We start from the raw sequence: 14,529 nt of genomic DNA, 5'->3' as shown, positions 1-14,529 counted from the left end.
TTCCGCTGCTGTCCTGCACTTTCCAGCAAAAGGAACCTCAACTGAGGTTCCTTTTGCTTTCAGCGTTTTTTATCTGAAATTTTATGCGCCATCAGCTGCGCGAGGCGCGGCAATTAAAAAAAGCGCGCCCTGCCGGCGCGCTTCCTTAACGCGGTTTTAGGATCTAGCCCTTAGCTGCCAAGCCGGCTTCCAGCACATCAAACAGATCATCCGCAATGGACGTGCCGAACTGCGCATCAATTTCGCGCACGCAGGTCGGGCTGGTGACATTGATTTCAGTCACATAATTGCCGATCACATCCAGGCCGACAAAAATCAGGCCTTTTTCACGCAGGAACGGCCCGATTTTGGCGGCGATCGCCTTATCATTCTCGCTCAATGGGCGCGCTTCGCCCAGGCCGCCGGCGGCCAGATTGCCGCGCACTTCGCCGTTCTGCGGAATGCGCGCCAGGCAGTAAGGCACCGCTTCGCCATTCACCATCAGAATGCGCTTATCGCCATCGACAATTTCCGGAATATAGCGCTGCGCCATAATCGGCTGCGCGCCGTGATTGGTCAGAATTTCAATGGTTGAGCCAATATTCACGCCGTCCTGATACAGGCGGAAAATCCCCATGCCGCCCATGCCGTCCAGCGGCTTCACAATCACGTCTCCATGCTCTTTAATGAATTCGCGGATCAGGCTCTGCTGCGAGGTGACCAGCGTCGGCACCTGCAGCTCAGGGAACTGGGTGGCGAACAGCTTTTCGTTGCAGTCGCGCAGGCTCTGCGGCTTGTTGATAATCCATGCGCCTTCGCGCTCCGCCTGTTCCAGAATATAGGTGGCATACACAAAATTCATGTCAAACGGCGGGTCTTTGCGCATCAGCACCACATCATAGTCCGCGATGGATTCTTTTTTCTTTTCGCCCAGCGCATAGTAATCGCTGCTGTTTTCAAAAACCTGCAGCGGCGCAATCAGGCCAAAGGCCTTGCCCTGATCGATATACAAATCCTGCTGCAATGCATAGCCCAATTCATGGCCGCGGCGGGCGGCGGCCCACAGCATGGCCATAGAGGTATCTTTCTTCAGGCTGACATTTTCAATGGGGTCCATCACAACAAGTACGCGCATGTGCTTCCACTCTTCAATTTTAGAACTGGCATCAGTATAGCGAATTTTCAGCAAGGCTCGGCTGCTTTTAACCGGCTGAACAGATGAAGTTAAAATATTTTCCCCCACCGGAAAAATGCAGCGTCCTGCGCTGCCCCATGCGCAGTATTTCATGCCCGGCTTATTTTGCTTCTTGCTGGCGGCAGGATTATGCTGGACGGTATTGCTCATTTTAATTTACAGCTGCCATGAGGTTAGCCATGCTTCAAGCCATTGTCGGATTTCATCAGGATGAAGAAAAGCACTGGGTCGCGGATTTAGCCTGCGGCCATGCGCAGCACGTGCGCCATGACCCGCCCTGGCAGAACCGCCCCTGGGTGGTGACTGAAGCCGGCAGGCAAAGCAAGCTAGGCGCGGCATTAAACTGCCTGAAGTGCGATGGCAATCCAGCCTAAGCCGTCAGCCCCATCTGTAAAGTTTAAGCAATTGTTTTAAATTGTTATTTCTATAAACCGTCCGATTTTTCCAGATGCAGCGCAATTCGCAGAAGCATAAAGGCGCGTTGAATATTCTGTGAATTTTGCATTATTTATTGCTCAAGCGAAGCAAATGAGTATAATTCTCATCTTTGTTTTTATTCATTCTCCTTACTTTGAGCCTTGAGTATGCACCGTTCTCAGCCGTATTTTATCCGTGGTCAAAAAGCCTTCCAGTTCAGCCTGCTGAGCGTCATGATCATGAACGCGCATCAGCTGCATGCAGCAGATGCCCCTTCAGCCGCTCAGCCTCAGGCCGCGCCGGCCGCCGCCAATGCCGCGGTTCTTTCCACCATTACCATTGAAGCGATGAGCGAGCTTGATCCGGTTAAAAGCTATGTGGACTATGATCAGGCCAATGTCACCCGCAACGGCTTAAAAAAGAAAGACATTCCGCAGACCGTTGACACCATTGACGTGCAGAAATACAAAATTTACGGTTCAAACGACCTCAGCGTCATGCTGCAGGGCACGCCGGGGGTTTCCACCAGCTATGATACTCGCGGTGACGGCATCACCTTGCGCGGCTTTTCTGCAGACTCAGGCGATATTTACCGCGACGGCGTGCGTGAAAGCGGCCAGGTGCGCCGCAGCACCGCCAATATTGAGCGCATCGAAATTCTGAAAGGCCCGGCATCGGTACTATACGGCCGCAGCGCGGGCGGCGGCGTGGTCAACATGGTCAGCAAGTTTGCCAACTTTGACTCCAAAAGCTCGGTCGGCACTTATGCGGGCTCTTATGATAATTACGGCGCAACTGCCGATATCAACCAGGTGCTGAATGACAATCTGGCTGTGCGCCTGACTGGGGAATACGGCGAATCCGGCAGCTTCCGCTCAGGCATTGAAAATAAAATTGAAATGCTGTCACCAAGCTTCACTTATAAAAATGATGATGAAACGCTGACCTGGACCGCCCAGTACACTTATGACAAGCTGCACCGCGTGCCTGACCGCGGGCCAAGCTCCAGCATCTTGCCTGCCGGAACCTCAATAAAAACCGGTTTTGCGCAGGATGGCGACTATATCAATGATGAGCTGCAGGTTATCCGCTCTGACCTGCGCTATGAATTTGCTCCGAACTGGGCCTTCCATTGGGCTGCCAGCCACAGGCAGGCCGAACAGAACTTTGACCATTTCTACGGCGGAACGTACTGCTCAGCGGCTGATACCGTCAGCAACGGCGAAAGCAATAAAGCCGGCGCAAGCTTTACGCCTTTAGACCAGCGCCGCTGCAATAACAATGTCGGCAAGATTTCGCAAACCTACTACTGGCAGCAGACTGCAAATAAAACCACTGCCAATACATGGGATATCAGCGGCGAATTTAACACCGGCGCAATTAAACACAATCTTCTGCTGGGCGCCGACTGGACCTATGAGCAGAGGGAGCCGAAACTCTCCAATAAAAATGCCGACGGCAGCCGCATTGACGGCTTTTATGACCCTATTACAGGCCAGCTGACGCAAAGCAACCGTGATAGCGCCAAAACCATTACTCAGCACAACTACAATGAAGGCACAAGCTTAGGCTTTTTCGCGCAGGACTTAATCAGCCTGAATGAGTATTTTAAGCTGATGCTCGGCGCGCGCTATGATTATTACGAAACATCGACCACCAATAAGCTATTGGCCCCTTCGGATAAAAACTACAGCCGCAGCATTGATGCGGAAAGCTTCAGCCCGAACATCGGCCTTATATGGCAGCCAACGCAGCAGCATAGTTTCTATGCCTCATACAATAAGAGCTTTGCGCCATTTGGCGGCTCTATGGGCGTCAATGCAGTTTCTTCATCAAGTCAGAATATGGCGGTATTTAATGCTGAACCGCAATATAATGAACAGTACGAGATTGGCGTTAAAAGCGACTGGCTGGACAACCGCCTGAATACGCAGTTCTCTGTTTTTGATATCCGCAAAAATAACATCCGCTATTTGCCGGATCAGACTAAGCCTGAAGAATGGGCCACTGCCGGCGAACATCAGTCCAAGGGAGTGGAGTTCAGCTTTATCGGCCAGGTGCTGAATAATGTCTTTGTGCGCGGCGGATACGGCTATCTGGATGCAAAAGTTAAGCAGGACACTCAAACTCCAGCCAACGTCAATAAAGTCCTGAACAATGCGCCTGAGCATACAGGCAATCTGTTTGTGCGCTATTTGCCGACAGACAAAATCTACGGCGAAGTTGGCGTTACCTATGTCGGCGATTACAGCGCCTACCCGAATGGCAACTTGGGCAATACGCCTGTTGACATGAAGGCATTCGCGCGCGCCGATGCCGCGATTGGCTACAGCGCCGACCCGTGGAATGTGACTTTGGCCGTGAGCAACCTGACCAATAAAGAATACTGGCGCTCAGACTCCATGCCGGGCACGCCGCGCAGCTTCTTAATGCGCCTGAACTATCAATTCTAAGCGCTTAATTGCAAAAAAGGCATCAAAAGATGCCTTTTTTTCCACCCGCCTCCGGCATTTCAAGCCGAATTCAGGCGCTTCAGCCCGGGCTTAAATGCCGTACTTCACGCGGTAGGCTTCCATCTTCGCCAAAGACTCTTTTTCGCCTTTTGCATCCAGATAATCCATCAAATCCTTCATCGTAATTAAGGCATGCACTGGAATTTCCAGCTCTTTCTGCACTTCCTGAATGGCGGACAGCTCGCCCTGACCTTTTTCCTGACGGTCTAAAGCCACCAGCACCCCGGCAATTTGCGCGCCGGCGTTTTTAAGAATCGTCACCACTTCACGGATCGCTGTGCCAGCGGTAATCACATCGTCAATAATCCAGACTTTTTTGCCGGCGACCGATGCGCCGACCAGCACGCCGCCTTCGCCATGATCTTTGGCTTCTTTACGGTTAAAGCCCCAAGGCACGCTCACGCCGTGATTCTGCGACAGCGCAACGGCAGTCGCTGCGACAAATGGAATGCCTTTGTAAGCCGGGCCAAAAACCACTTCAACATTGCTGCATTCCATCAGTTCGGCCGCGTAGCCGGAAGCCAGCAGCGACAGCGCTTCACCGTCGTTCAATAAGCCGGCATTGAAAAAATAAGGACTCACCCGGCCCGATTTTAAAGTAAACTCACCAAATTTAAGCACGCCGCGCGATAATGCGAGTTCAATAAAAGCCTGTGGGTTAAATGCCGCTTGCGCTGTCATGGGGTGCTCCATTTTTTTAAGTTGAGGTTAAACCCGAGCATGATACCAAAGAGTAGCTATCCGAGTGATCAAAAAATTCTAAGAGTGGTTTCAATTAACGTAAACGGCTTGCGTTCATCGGTCACCAAAGGCTTGCTGGAATGGCTGGAACAGTCGGATGCCGACGTAATCTGCATGCAGGAAAGCCGCATCACCCATGCCCAGTGGACTGACAAATTCAAGCCTGAAGGCTGGCATGCGCACCTGTTCCCTGCCGAACGCGCAGGCTATGCCGGCACCGCCATTTACAGCCGCCTGCCCTTTGTTTCGGTGCAAGACGGCCTAGGCTTTGAGCTGGCCGACTCGCAGGGCCGCTTCATCAGCGCCGAGTTCAATCTGGGCCTGGAGCAGAACGTGCATATCTGCTCGCTGTACCTGCCTTCCGGCTCTTCGGGCGAAGAAGCTCAGGCGCGCAAAGACCACTTCCTGAATGAATACCAGCAGATCCTGAAGCAGTGGCGCGAAGAAGGCAGGTCGGTGATTGTCTGCGGCGACTACAACATTGTGCATAAGCGCATTGACATTAAAAACTGGTCGGGCAACCAAAAATCTTCCGGCTGCCTGCCGCATGAGCGCGCATGGCTGGACCATATTTATGATGATTTAGGCTATGTCGACACTTTCCGCGAAGTACGCAAGGAAGCCGAGCTGTATTCATGGTGGTCGAACCGCGGCCAGGCCCGCGCCAAGAACGTCGGCTGGCGCATTGACTACCATGCTTGCTCGCCGGACTGGAAAGAGCGCGCCGTAAACGCATGGGTCTATAAAGAGCAATGGTTCAGCGACCATGCGCCTGTTATTATTGACTATAAGCTGTAAAAAATGCCGACTGAGTGAACATTTGTTCACTCAATGCAGGCATATGGATTACATCATCTGCCGAATTTGTTGCTTTTTATATACATCTTTTAAGTGCATTATTGTTGCACGGCACAGGGATATGTCAGGATGACACAAAAGGACAGGACGCCGTAGGAAGAACACAAAACAGGCTGCGAGATTCAGCCGGTTTTCAAGGATGTGACATTGGACGTTGTAATGAGACCCGCATGATCAGGATGATTAAATGCGGGTTTTCTCTTTTCTGCGCCTGCTGTTTTTTTATCTTTTCAGCATGAATTTCCGCACGCCCGATTATTTTCCGCCTTTCAGATTCAGGCTTTTTCTTTTAAGCACAGCTTAACCGCCATTCATGTCGCTTTCATGACAGCCTCCGCGGCGGGCCGCGCAGCTTATGCTTAAATCTTCCGGCGCAAGGCATAGAGCTTTGCGCCATTTTTCGCTAACCTGTCCGGCATTGCATGATTCAACTGCACCCGCTTAAACTTCCTTAGGACTCTCCGCTATGCTTAAAATTTACGGCATCAAAAACTGCAGCTCCATGAAAAAAGCCTTCGACCTGCTGAATGAGCTGGGCCTGGCCTACGAATTTCATGACTACAAAAAACAGGGCATTGATGCCGGCAGCCTCAAGGCATGGCTGGACGCCAAAGGCCAGGACGTCATCCTGAATAAAAAAGGCACCACCTGGAAAAAGCTCAGTGAACAGCAGCAGCAGGCGGCGCTTGCCAGCGAAGCCGGCCTGATTGACGCGCTGGCGACGCACAGCAGCCTGATTAAGCGCCCGGTGCTGCAAACGCAGCAAGGCTATATTGTCGGCTTTGATGAGGCGGCGTACCGCGCATTGAAATAATATAAATGCCGCCTCCGGCCGTAATGCCAGTCAGTTAAGAAATTGACTGGCTTTTTCTTTTTTGAACTTGCGATATTATTTGATACACGGAAGCGTCATCCGCAACCTGAGCAAAAACAAAGCACTGCTTTTATTCGAAGCGCAAGGCGAAGCGATGGCCTTTTAAATGGAGTGTTTTTGCAACAAAATCATTTAAGTGCAGAATATGAACAGGTTTCGCGGTGAGGCGCATGCGCTGCAAGATGCTTTCCTTGCGAAGCTTCGCTTCTCATTTGGCGAATGAGAAACACGGTTTCGCAAGGAACAAAACGAGCTCCGAATATTCGATTTAACAACGGTAAGACTCCGCCGTGAATAGCCCCAAAGATTAAGAAGTTTATTGCAAAACTTCTTAACTGATCAGCATTAGCCGCCGGCCGCATATTAAAAAAGCCTGACTTGCGTCAGGCTTTTCTGTTTAATCCCTGTCCGGCGCTTGATGCAGCCCGGCCGGCCCCGCTTAGTTGGCGCGGACCCAAGTCTGGTTGCGGCCCAGCACAGCAACGCCGATAAAGCCGCGCAGCTCAAGCTTTTTGCCGCCATCGGCCAGCTGGCCTTTCAGTTTATAGGTTTTGCCGGACTGCGGGTCCAGAATTGTGCCGTCTTCATAACTTGCGCCGCCGGCATTTTTAAGGCCGCTGACAATACGCAGGCCTTTCAATGATTTGTTATGGTAAGGGCCTTCGCATTTGGTGCAGGCATTCTCTTCCCCTTTGGTCAAAATCTGCTGAATGCTTGCAGTCAGCGTGCCGTTTTTCTGTTCAGTAAATTTTACAATCGCTTTCGGCTGCTTGGTTTTGTCATCAATCGTTTTCCAAGTTGTGCCGTTTAAAGGGTCAGCTGCATTTGCCAACGCAGTCAATCCGAGTAATCCTAATGCTAACGCAATTTTTTTCATTGTTGTTTATTTCCCTGGTCTGGTATAGACGGCTTACAGTATTAAAAAGTCACAGTAAATTTGCAATTTTTGAATGTGACTATTTAGTGTAACCTTGTAAGTTGTATTGGTAAATAAGCAAATATGCGCCAGAAAAGATAAAAAAATGGAAACAAAATGAAGATATCGCCGCTGACTAAACAATTAATTACAGAAGGTTTTTTGAAAACCGCCATCCGCGCGCCCAGCCAGCTGAATTTGCCGCCCGGCGCCATGCGCTTTGCCCTGGAACAGCTGTGCCGCGCCATTCCGAAAAATCCGGATGTGCAGATCCGCCGCCTGCGCATGGCGGGGCTGCGCGCCGAAGAGCTGAAGCCGCAGCGGCAGGCCACCCAGCTGATTTTCCACATCCACGGCGGCGCATTTTTCCTCGGCTCACTGAATACCCACCGCGCCTTTTTGACTCAAGTGGCGGCGCGCACGCAGATGCAGGTGCTGCATCTGGACTATCCGCTGTCGCCAGAGCATCCGTACCCGGAAGCCCTGGATGCGCTGTTTGACGCCTACTGCCAGCTGCTGGATCAGGGCGTGCAGGCCAAGGACATTATCTTATCCGGCGATTCCTGCGGCGCCAATCTGGCGCTGGCCCTGGCCCTGAAGCTGCGGCAGGAACAGCTGCCGCAGGCCAGCGGCTTGATTCTGCTGTCGCCTCTGCTGGACTTGACCCTCAGTAGCGAATCGCTGCGCTATAACGGCAAGCATGACGCGCTGCTGAGCATTGAAGCGCTGGAAGCCGGCATTCACTACTATGTGCCCAAATCCGTTGACCGCGCAGATCCTGCCGTTTCGCCTTTTTTTGCCGACTTGGCCGGACTGCCGCCGATACATGTGCAGGCAGGCTCCAAGGAAATCCTGCTGGGCGATGCGCAGCGCTTCAAGGACAAAGCAGCGGAAGCCGGCTTAGCGGTTGAATTCAAAATCTACACCGGCATGTGGCACAATTTTCAGATGTTCAGCGCCTGGTTTGCAGAAGGCCGGCGCGCGCTGGCAGACTTGGCCGCTTTTGCGCACCGCCTGGATCAGGACTGAACTTTATTTAAAAAAACTGAGCAATAAAAAACGGCCAGCTGAAGCTGGCCGGAAAAAAGCGCAAGCTGAAGCGGATATGGGGGAGAAGCTTCAGCTTAACTTACAGCGCCTGCATTAAATTGCCTGAATTTGCGCCATGGCATCGGCCAGCGCCTTATCCTTCATTTCAGCGCCCATATTGACGCCTTCCGCGCGGATGATTTCCACATCATTCACCCCGGTAAAGCCGAATACGGTTTGCAGCAGGCCCTCCTGAAAATCGGCCGGGCTGTCTGCGCCGTAAACCCCGCCGCGGCTGCTGGCGATATAGGCTTTTTTATTGCCGGCCAAGCCGACAGGGCCATTTTCGGTGTATTTAAAGGTTTTTCCGGCAACGCTGATGCGGTCAATCCACGCCTTCAGCGTGGAAGACAGGCCAAAGTTGTACATGGCAGCGCCTACTACTACTACATCAGCATCCAGATACTGCTGAATAATTTTTTCGCCTAAAGCGGCCTGCTCGGCATCCTGTCCCATCAGGATTTCAGCCGTTAAATGCGGAATCGGCTGCTGCGCCAGATCCAGATAGTCCACTTGCGCACCTGCATGCTTGGCCGTGAGCTGCACGACAATCGCCTGGCTGAGCTGGCGTGAAACTGAAGCGCCGCCCATGATGCTGGAATCAATATGTAAAACTTTCATGATGAAACCCTATTGCTGTAATTGCTTGATTAAGCGCAGTCTACAAAATTGCGGAAATGAAATAATCATCAGCGTCAAAACACACTGTTTTAAATATGCAACAATGCCGCGCGCAGCCCGCCGCAAGGCGCTGTACGGCTAAAAAACAGCCATTATCAAGCCTGTAAAAGCGTGCTATTTTATTTTAATCAGGATTTGCGGACTGCACCGGCGCCAAGAAAAAGAAAACCGCAAATAGAATAAAGGCAGGCTTTAGCCCATGAAGATAATGCCCCCGCTGCGCAAGGCCATACTGAAGCAAAAAATCGCCAAATATCTGCTGGAAGATGAAGCGGTGATCAACTGGAGCATCGTCAAAAAATGCATGCTGATGCTGATTCTTGCAGCTGCCGTCCTGCTCAGCAGAATCCTCTGGAAAGCCTATGTGCTGCTGTCGCCTGAACTCTGGCAATGGGTCAATCTCCCGCTGATGAAATCCCAGCTGGCGCTGAATGCGCTGTCCTTCCTGCTGCTGCTTGCGCTGCTCCAGCTCTGCCGCGCCTGGCAAAGCCGGCGCTGGGTCAGGCGGGCGCTGCCGTTTTTATCGGTCGGCCTGTTTGTCATCTCGCTGTGCCGCGAAGGCTATTTGATCGGCATCCTCAGCCCCGCCGCCATGATTTCCTATGTCAGCCTGGCCGCAGTCGGGCTGGTGCTGCTGCCGCGCTGCATTGTCTACAGCGCCTTTATTCCCGTCACGCTGTACTTAGCCGGCTGCGCATATTTAAGCTATGCCGATGTTGTGCCCTATGCCCCGCTGTTCCATCTGGAAAGCAGCAGCTATTCCAATGCGTTCTGGCTGCTGTCCATGCTGTGGTTTATTGCGCCGATCCTGTTCACCTGCCTGGCGCTGCTTGAAATCCTGCTGAGCCAGTGGCGCCACCGCGAACAGCTGATTCAGGAGCTCAGCCAAACTGACCCGCTGACCAGCCTGTTCAACCGGCGCAGCATCAATCAGCGCCTGGAGCATCTGCATCAGAATGCCGGCGCGGGCTATGCGCTGGTGCTGCTGGATCTGGACCACTTTAAGCAGATTAATGACCTGCACGGGCATCACAAAGGCGATGAAGCCTTAATCAAGGTCAGCGCAATCCTGCGCCAGAACTTGCGCAGCAGCGATGCGGCCGGCCGTTTTGGCGGTGAGGAATTCATCCTGATTCTGCATGAATCCGCGCTGGATCAGGCGCTGCAGGCCGCTGAACGCTGCCGCTCAGCGATACAGCAGATGGAGCTGCTGGGGGATGACGGCCATCCGATTCAGGTTACCGCCAGTTTCGGCATCGCCTCCTCAAGCCCGGACATGCGCCCGCAGCAGCTGCTGACTCAAGCCGATAAAGCTCTGTATGAAGCCAAGGCCTGCGGGCGCAATTCGGTGCGGGCCTATCTGGCGCAGGCTGTCCACCCCACTGCAGGAATTTAAGCCTGCGCTGACAGCTTAATCATCACTTCCTCAAAAGGAAGCGCAAAGGCTTTCAGCGCCGGCCGCACGCGCATTGACCCGCTGGAACAGCTGTTATTGGCGGCCAGCAGCTGGATGATTATTTTCCGGAACCTTCAAACGCTGCAGCTGCTGCTGCAGTTCGGCTTCAGTAAAGGCGCCAGTCAAGCGCAGCCCGCGGATTTCCTGATGCGCGCCGTCCAAAAACAGAAAGGTCGGCGGCCCAAGAATCTCCCATTGGCTCAGCAGCGCCTGATGCGCATCATCATACTGGCTGAGGTCCAGCTTAATCAGATAATGCGGCGCCAGCGCCTGCTGCACCTGTGCGGATTTTAAAATCCGGTGCTCAATCGGCTGGCAAGCCACGCACCAGTCGGCATATACATCAATCACCGCTGTTTGCCCGGCCGGAATCTGCGCCAGCAGCTGCCGGAATTCGGCAGCCGTCCGCGCCCGGTGCCAAACCGCCTCAACTGCAGCCTGTTCGCTAAAAAAGCGCTGGCTCTGCTGATACTGGCTGTAGGCCAGATACGGCGCCGCCAGGCAGAAGCACAGGATATACAGCCATTTCAGCTGCCCGCTGCGTCCGAAAATCCGCCACAGCAGATAGGCCGCGAAACTCAGCTGCAGCGCCAAAGACAGCCACTGCATCCACGCTTCGCTCAGCAGCGGGCGGACAAAGTACAGCGCCAAGCCCAGCATGATAAAGGCGAACAGCACCTTAATCTGATTCATCCACTGGCCGGCCCTCGGCAGAATGCGCGAACCCAGCACGCTGGCCAGCAGCAACGGCGTGCCCATGCCGAAGCCCAGGGTGAACAGCAGCAGCGCGCCTTGCCATTGGCTCTGGGTTTGCGAAATGAACAGCAGCGCGCCAGCCAGCGGCGCGGTCATGCAGGGGCCAACCAGCAGGGCTGAAACCATGCCCATCACCGCGGCGCCCGCCAGGCTGCCGCCTTTCTGCACCGACTGCACCCGGTCCAGGCGCTGCACCAGCGCCCGCGGCAGCCTGATTTCAAACAGCCCGAATAAATTCAGCGCAAAGGCGACAAACAGCAGGCTGAACGCTATCAGCGTGGACGGCTGCTGCAGCCAGCGCTGGAAGTTCAGCCCGGCGGAGGATGCAATCAGGCCCAAAACCGAATAGACCAGCGCCATGCTGCAGACAAAGGTCAGCGCAATCATCCAGGCTTTCATGCCTTTGCTGTCGCGCACAATCAGCGAAGTGAGGATCGGCAGCATCGGCAGCGAACAGGGAGTGAAAGCCAGCAGCAGGCCCAGGCCGAAAAACAGAAGCAGGCCGTACAGCAGCGAGCTTTCCGCCAGCGTTGCTGACCAGATCTGATCCTGCGATTCCGCGCCGGCTTCTGCCGGCGGCTGCGCCTCAACGCCGGACTCGGCTGCGCCATCGCGTGGCGCCAAGGCATCATTCTGCTGCGCGCCACTGCCGGCTAAGTCCAGCAGGCGCTTGGCGGCGTGGCCTTGATTCTGCATGCTGACCAGGCCGCCGGCATCGGTCTGAAAAGTGGCGCTTTGCGGCGGATAGCACACCCGGTCCTGCGCGCAACCCTGCCACGTCACCTGATACTGCTGCGATGCCTGCGTGGGAATATGCAGCTGCAGCTGCTGATAGTACACTTGCACCCGGCCGTAGTTTTCATCATGCAGCGGTTCAGCCGGCGGCAGCTGCAGCGCGACCGGCTGGCTGCCCTGCCGGACTTCAATTTTATGCTGGTACAGGTAGTAATTCGGCGGCATTTTCCAGCTGAGCTCAGCTTCCTGAGCGCTGCTGGAAATCACCGTTAAGGGAAAGGCTTCTTCAGAAGAAAGCAGTTCGGGTTCTGCCTGCAGCGAGGCGCTGAACGCCAGCGCTGCGGCCATTGCGCCATAAGCGAATATTTTCATGCCGATGGATTCATCCTGAGAAAATCAAATGCGCAGCGTGCGCTTAGAATAAATACGAGATGCCAAGCCCGGACTGATAGCTTTTATTTTTACCGTTCAGGTCCAGGGCAATGCCGGCATCCAGCTGCGTGCGCTCATTCACGGCATAGATTAAGCCGCTGCCCAGCGCATATTCCTTATCTGCGCTTTCGGCTTTGCGGAAAATAAACTCCGAATAGCCTGAAAGCTTGCCGGCAATTTTATATTCAATGGCCGGAATAGCGGAAACCGCCCAATTGCTGTTCTGCGCTTCATAGCGCATTGTAATCGAGGTGGTCAGCAGCTCGCTGTAATCATAAGAAACCGCTGAGCTGAGGCTGTAGATATCATCGCCATTGCTGAAGCCGTCGTTGCCGGTGGCCAGAATGGCTTCCGCCAGAAGCGCCATCGTCAGCTTGTCATCGTCCAGATTGACGGCTTTTTTCAGGCCGATGCTGACATCGCCCAAACCGTCCTGCTCTTCGCTGCGCCCGCCGGTTTTGGTTTTAGACCAGGACGGGCCTTGCCAGCCCAGCTGCAGCTCAAGGTCTTTGGCCAGGCCGGTGCGCAGCAGCATATCGCCGTTTAGCATCAGGCTTTTGCTTTTCTGCCCATTGGCATCTGTGCTTTCCAGATAGGCTGCGCTGGGCAGGCCCTGCTCCCACGCCAATTGGCCAACTGGGGCAATGCCGGTGCCGAAGCCGACGCCCGGGCGGTCAAATGAAAAATCCGCGGCCAGGGCATATGAGCTGACGCCGGCCAGCGCGGCGAATCCTAAAGTTTTGAAGGTTATGCTTACAGTCATGCAGAATCTCTTGTATTAATTAAGCTAATTCTTTTGTCATTTTTGCGCCTTGGCTGCGCAGCAGTTCCAGGGTCTGCTTTTCTTCCTCCAGCGCCTCAGACCAGTCAATTTCATCAAAATCGCAGTCAAAGAATAAATCGCTGATGGATGAGAGGATGGTCAAGCCTTCCCCGTCTTTAGTATTCGGATTGACTTTTTCTTCCAGCAGGCGCTTGACCGCCGGCGCGCAGGCGGAGCTGGCAGCGTCCCATAATGGGCCGTACAGTTCTTCCGCATCCCACAGGTGCAGGTTCACTTTGGCCTGAATCAGCGCTTCCAGAATTTCCAGATGCACCGCAAGGCGCTCCTGCTTCTGCTGCCCGGACAAAGGCGCGCCGGCTTCATAGGCTTCGCAGATTTCTTCCCACCATTTGAACAGCCCGTCTGACCAGACGGAAACCGCAGGGCCTTTTTCAAAGTCGATAAAGTTCGGATTCAGGCCTTCCGCCAACAGAAGCTTGACCTGCGCCAGATTCTGTTCTTCTAAGGCCTGTACAAAAACCTGCTGCTGCGCTGTTAACATGGAGGAAACTCTCTTGAAATTATTATGCTCTATTATGCCGAATAAACTGCTGTTTGTTTTGATGATAATGTAAAGCAGGCGCAATTTTTCCAGCCATTAAAAAAAGCCCCGAAGGGCTTTTTTTAATGCGGGTGAATCAGCTTATTCCTCTTCATCCGCTTCGGCAAATGCAGGCTGAGCAACGCGAGGGTTCTCTTTTTTCTCGAACACATGCTCTAGGCTGCGTTTCAGGCGTTCAATTGCGCCGTGAATCGCCGTATCAACATTATGGCCTCTGTGGTTCACCACCACAGGCTTTAAGCCGGCCGGGCGCGCTTCAATCATGCACTTGATGTCATCGCTGCCACCCTTGTCCCCATTTTCATCGCTGAAATGCACCGAAAAGTGAGTGATGCGCTCACTGTGGCGCTGGAATTCCTGATTCAGTTCTGCACGAACGTACTCAATTAAACGGTCACTATTCTGAATGTTCTTATCTGTACGGATTTCAATGTTCATAATATCATCCTCTAACCATCTGGATTATCTATAAAATATTGTGCAAAACTTTCTTATTTCGGCA

At 53.4% G+C, this 14,529-nt stretch carries 14 protein-coding genes; 6 read left to right on the top strand and 8 right to left on the bottom strand.

The window, feature by feature from the left end; translation table 11 throughout:
* Window positions 1–163: 163 nt before the first annotated feature.
* Window positions 164–1,114, bottom strand: coding sequence for a glutathione synthase (gene gshB, locus BEN74_RS11395; RefSeq protein ID WP_068913569.1), 951 nt, complete (start codon window positions 1,112–1,114; stop codon window positions 164–166).
* A gap of 239 nt (window positions 1,115–1,353) precedes the next feature.
* Between gshB and BEN74_RS11390 the strand changes: the two genes are divergently transcribed.
* Window positions 1,354–1,548: a DUF3565 domain-containing protein gene (locus tag BEN74_RS11390; protein WP_068913486.1), complete on the top strand. Its 195-nt coding sequence runs from the start codon at window positions 1,354–1,356 to the stop codon at window positions 1,546–1,548.
* A 210-nt stretch (window positions 1,549–1,758) separates the two neighbouring features.
* Window positions 1,759–4,044 carry a TonB-dependent receptor gene (locus BEN74_RS11385; protein WP_068913484.1) on the top strand — a complete coding sequence of 762 codons (2,286 nt, stop codon included), beginning with the start codon at window positions 1,759–1,761 and terminating at the stop codon, window positions 4,042–4,044.
* Window positions 4,045–4,134: 90 nt separating this feature from the next.
* Here the strand turns inward: BEN74_RS11385 and pyrE are convergent, their stop codons facing one another.
* On the bottom strand, window positions 4,135–4,785 hold the full coding sequence (gene pyrE, locus BEN74_RS11380; RefSeq protein ID WP_068913482.1) for an orotate phosphoribosyltransferase: 651 nt from the start codon (window positions 4,783–4,785) through the stop codon (window positions 4,135–4,137).
* A gap of 39 nt (window positions 4,786–4,824) precedes the next feature.
* On the opposite strand from pyrE, the gene BEN74_RS11375 reads away from it, so the two are divergent.
* Both BEN74_RS11375 and BEN74_RS11370 read left to right on the top strand, forming a co-directional pair.
* On the top strand, window positions 4,825–5,643 hold the full coding sequence (locus BEN74_RS11375; protein WP_068913480.1) for an exodeoxyribonuclease III: 819 nt from the start codon (window positions 4,825–4,827) through the stop codon (window positions 5,641–5,643).
* A 526-nt stretch (window positions 5,644–6,169) separates the two neighbouring features.
* Complete coding sequence (locus BEN74_RS11370; RefSeq protein ID WP_068913478.1) at window positions 6,170–6,517, top strand: Spx/MgsR family RNA polymerase-binding regulatory protein; 348 nt, start codon at window positions 6,170–6,172, stop codon at window positions 6,515–6,517.
* 499 nt (window positions 6,518–7,016) lie between these two features.
* Here BEN74_RS11370 and BEN74_RS11365 read toward each other — a convergent pair whose 3' ends face one another.
* On the bottom strand, window positions 7,017–7,454 hold the full coding sequence (locus tag BEN74_RS11365; RefSeq protein ID WP_068913476.1) for a DUF2147 domain-containing protein: 438 nt from the start codon (window positions 7,452–7,454) through the stop codon (window positions 7,017–7,019).
* Between the two features lie 156 nt (window positions 7,455–7,610).
* Between BEN74_RS11365 and BEN74_RS11360 the strand changes: the two genes are divergently transcribed.
* Window positions 7,611–8,522, top strand: a complete 912-nt coding sequence (locus BEN74_RS11360; RefSeq protein ID WP_068913474.1) for an alpha/beta hydrolase fold domain-containing protein — start codon at window positions 7,611–7,613, stop codon at window positions 8,520–8,522.
* A gap of 114 nt (window positions 8,523–8,636) precedes the next feature.
* On the opposite strand, the gene BEN74_RS11355 is transcribed toward BEN74_RS11360, so the two are convergent.
* Window positions 8,637–9,203 (bottom strand): FMN-dependent NADH-azoreductase, encoded by a 567-nt coding sequence (locus tag BEN74_RS11355; protein WP_068913472.1) that lies wholly within the window; start codon window positions 9,201–9,203, stop codon window positions 8,637–8,639.
* A gap of 259 nt (window positions 9,204–9,462) precedes the next feature.
* Between BEN74_RS11355 and BEN74_RS11350 the strand changes: the two genes are divergently transcribed.
* Window positions 9,463–10,659 (top strand): sensor domain-containing diguanylate cyclase, encoded by a 1,197-nt coding sequence (locus BEN74_RS11350; protein WP_068913470.1) that lies wholly within the window; start codon window positions 9,463–9,465, stop codon window positions 10,657–10,659.
* 93 nt (window positions 10,660–10,752) lie between these two features.
* On the opposite strand, the gene dsbD is transcribed toward BEN74_RS11350, so the two are convergent.
* The 4 genes from dsbD to BEN74_RS11330 form a co-directional block, all read right to left on the bottom strand.
* Window positions 10,753–12,582 carry a protein-disulfide reductase DsbD gene (gene dsbD / locus BEN74_RS11345; RefSeq protein ID WP_068913468.1) on the bottom strand — a complete coding sequence of 610 codons (1,830 nt, stop codon included), beginning with the start codon at window positions 12,580–12,582 and terminating at the stop codon, window positions 10,753–10,755.
* Window positions 12,583–12,625: 43 nt separating this feature from the next.
* Window positions 12,626–13,405: a transporter gene (locus BEN74_RS11340; RefSeq protein ID WP_068913466.1), complete on the bottom strand. Its 780-nt coding sequence runs from the start codon at window positions 13,403–13,405 to the stop codon at window positions 12,626–12,628.
* Between the two features lie 19 nt (window positions 13,406–13,424).
* Window positions 13,425–13,967, bottom strand: coding sequence for an ankyrin repeat domain-containing protein (locus BEN74_RS11335; protein WP_068913464.1), 543 nt, complete (start codon window positions 13,965–13,967; stop codon window positions 13,425–13,427).
* A gap of 141 nt (window positions 13,968–14,108) precedes the next feature.
* Window positions 14,109–14,465, bottom strand: coding sequence for an HPF/RaiA family ribosome-associated protein (locus BEN74_RS11330; RefSeq protein ID WP_068913462.1), 357 nt, complete (start codon window positions 14,463–14,465; stop codon window positions 14,109–14,111).
* Window positions 14,466–14,529: the final 64 nt, after the last annotated feature.

It is taken from the genome of Acinetobacter sp. WCHAc010034 (assembly GCF_001696615.3).
Classification (GTDB): domain Bacteria; phylum Pseudomonadota; class Gammaproteobacteria; order Pseudomonadales; family Moraxellaceae; genus Acinetobacter.
The sequence above is the reverse complement of the archived record's forward strand: the minus strand, read 5'-3'. Positions and strand labels throughout refer to the sequence as shown.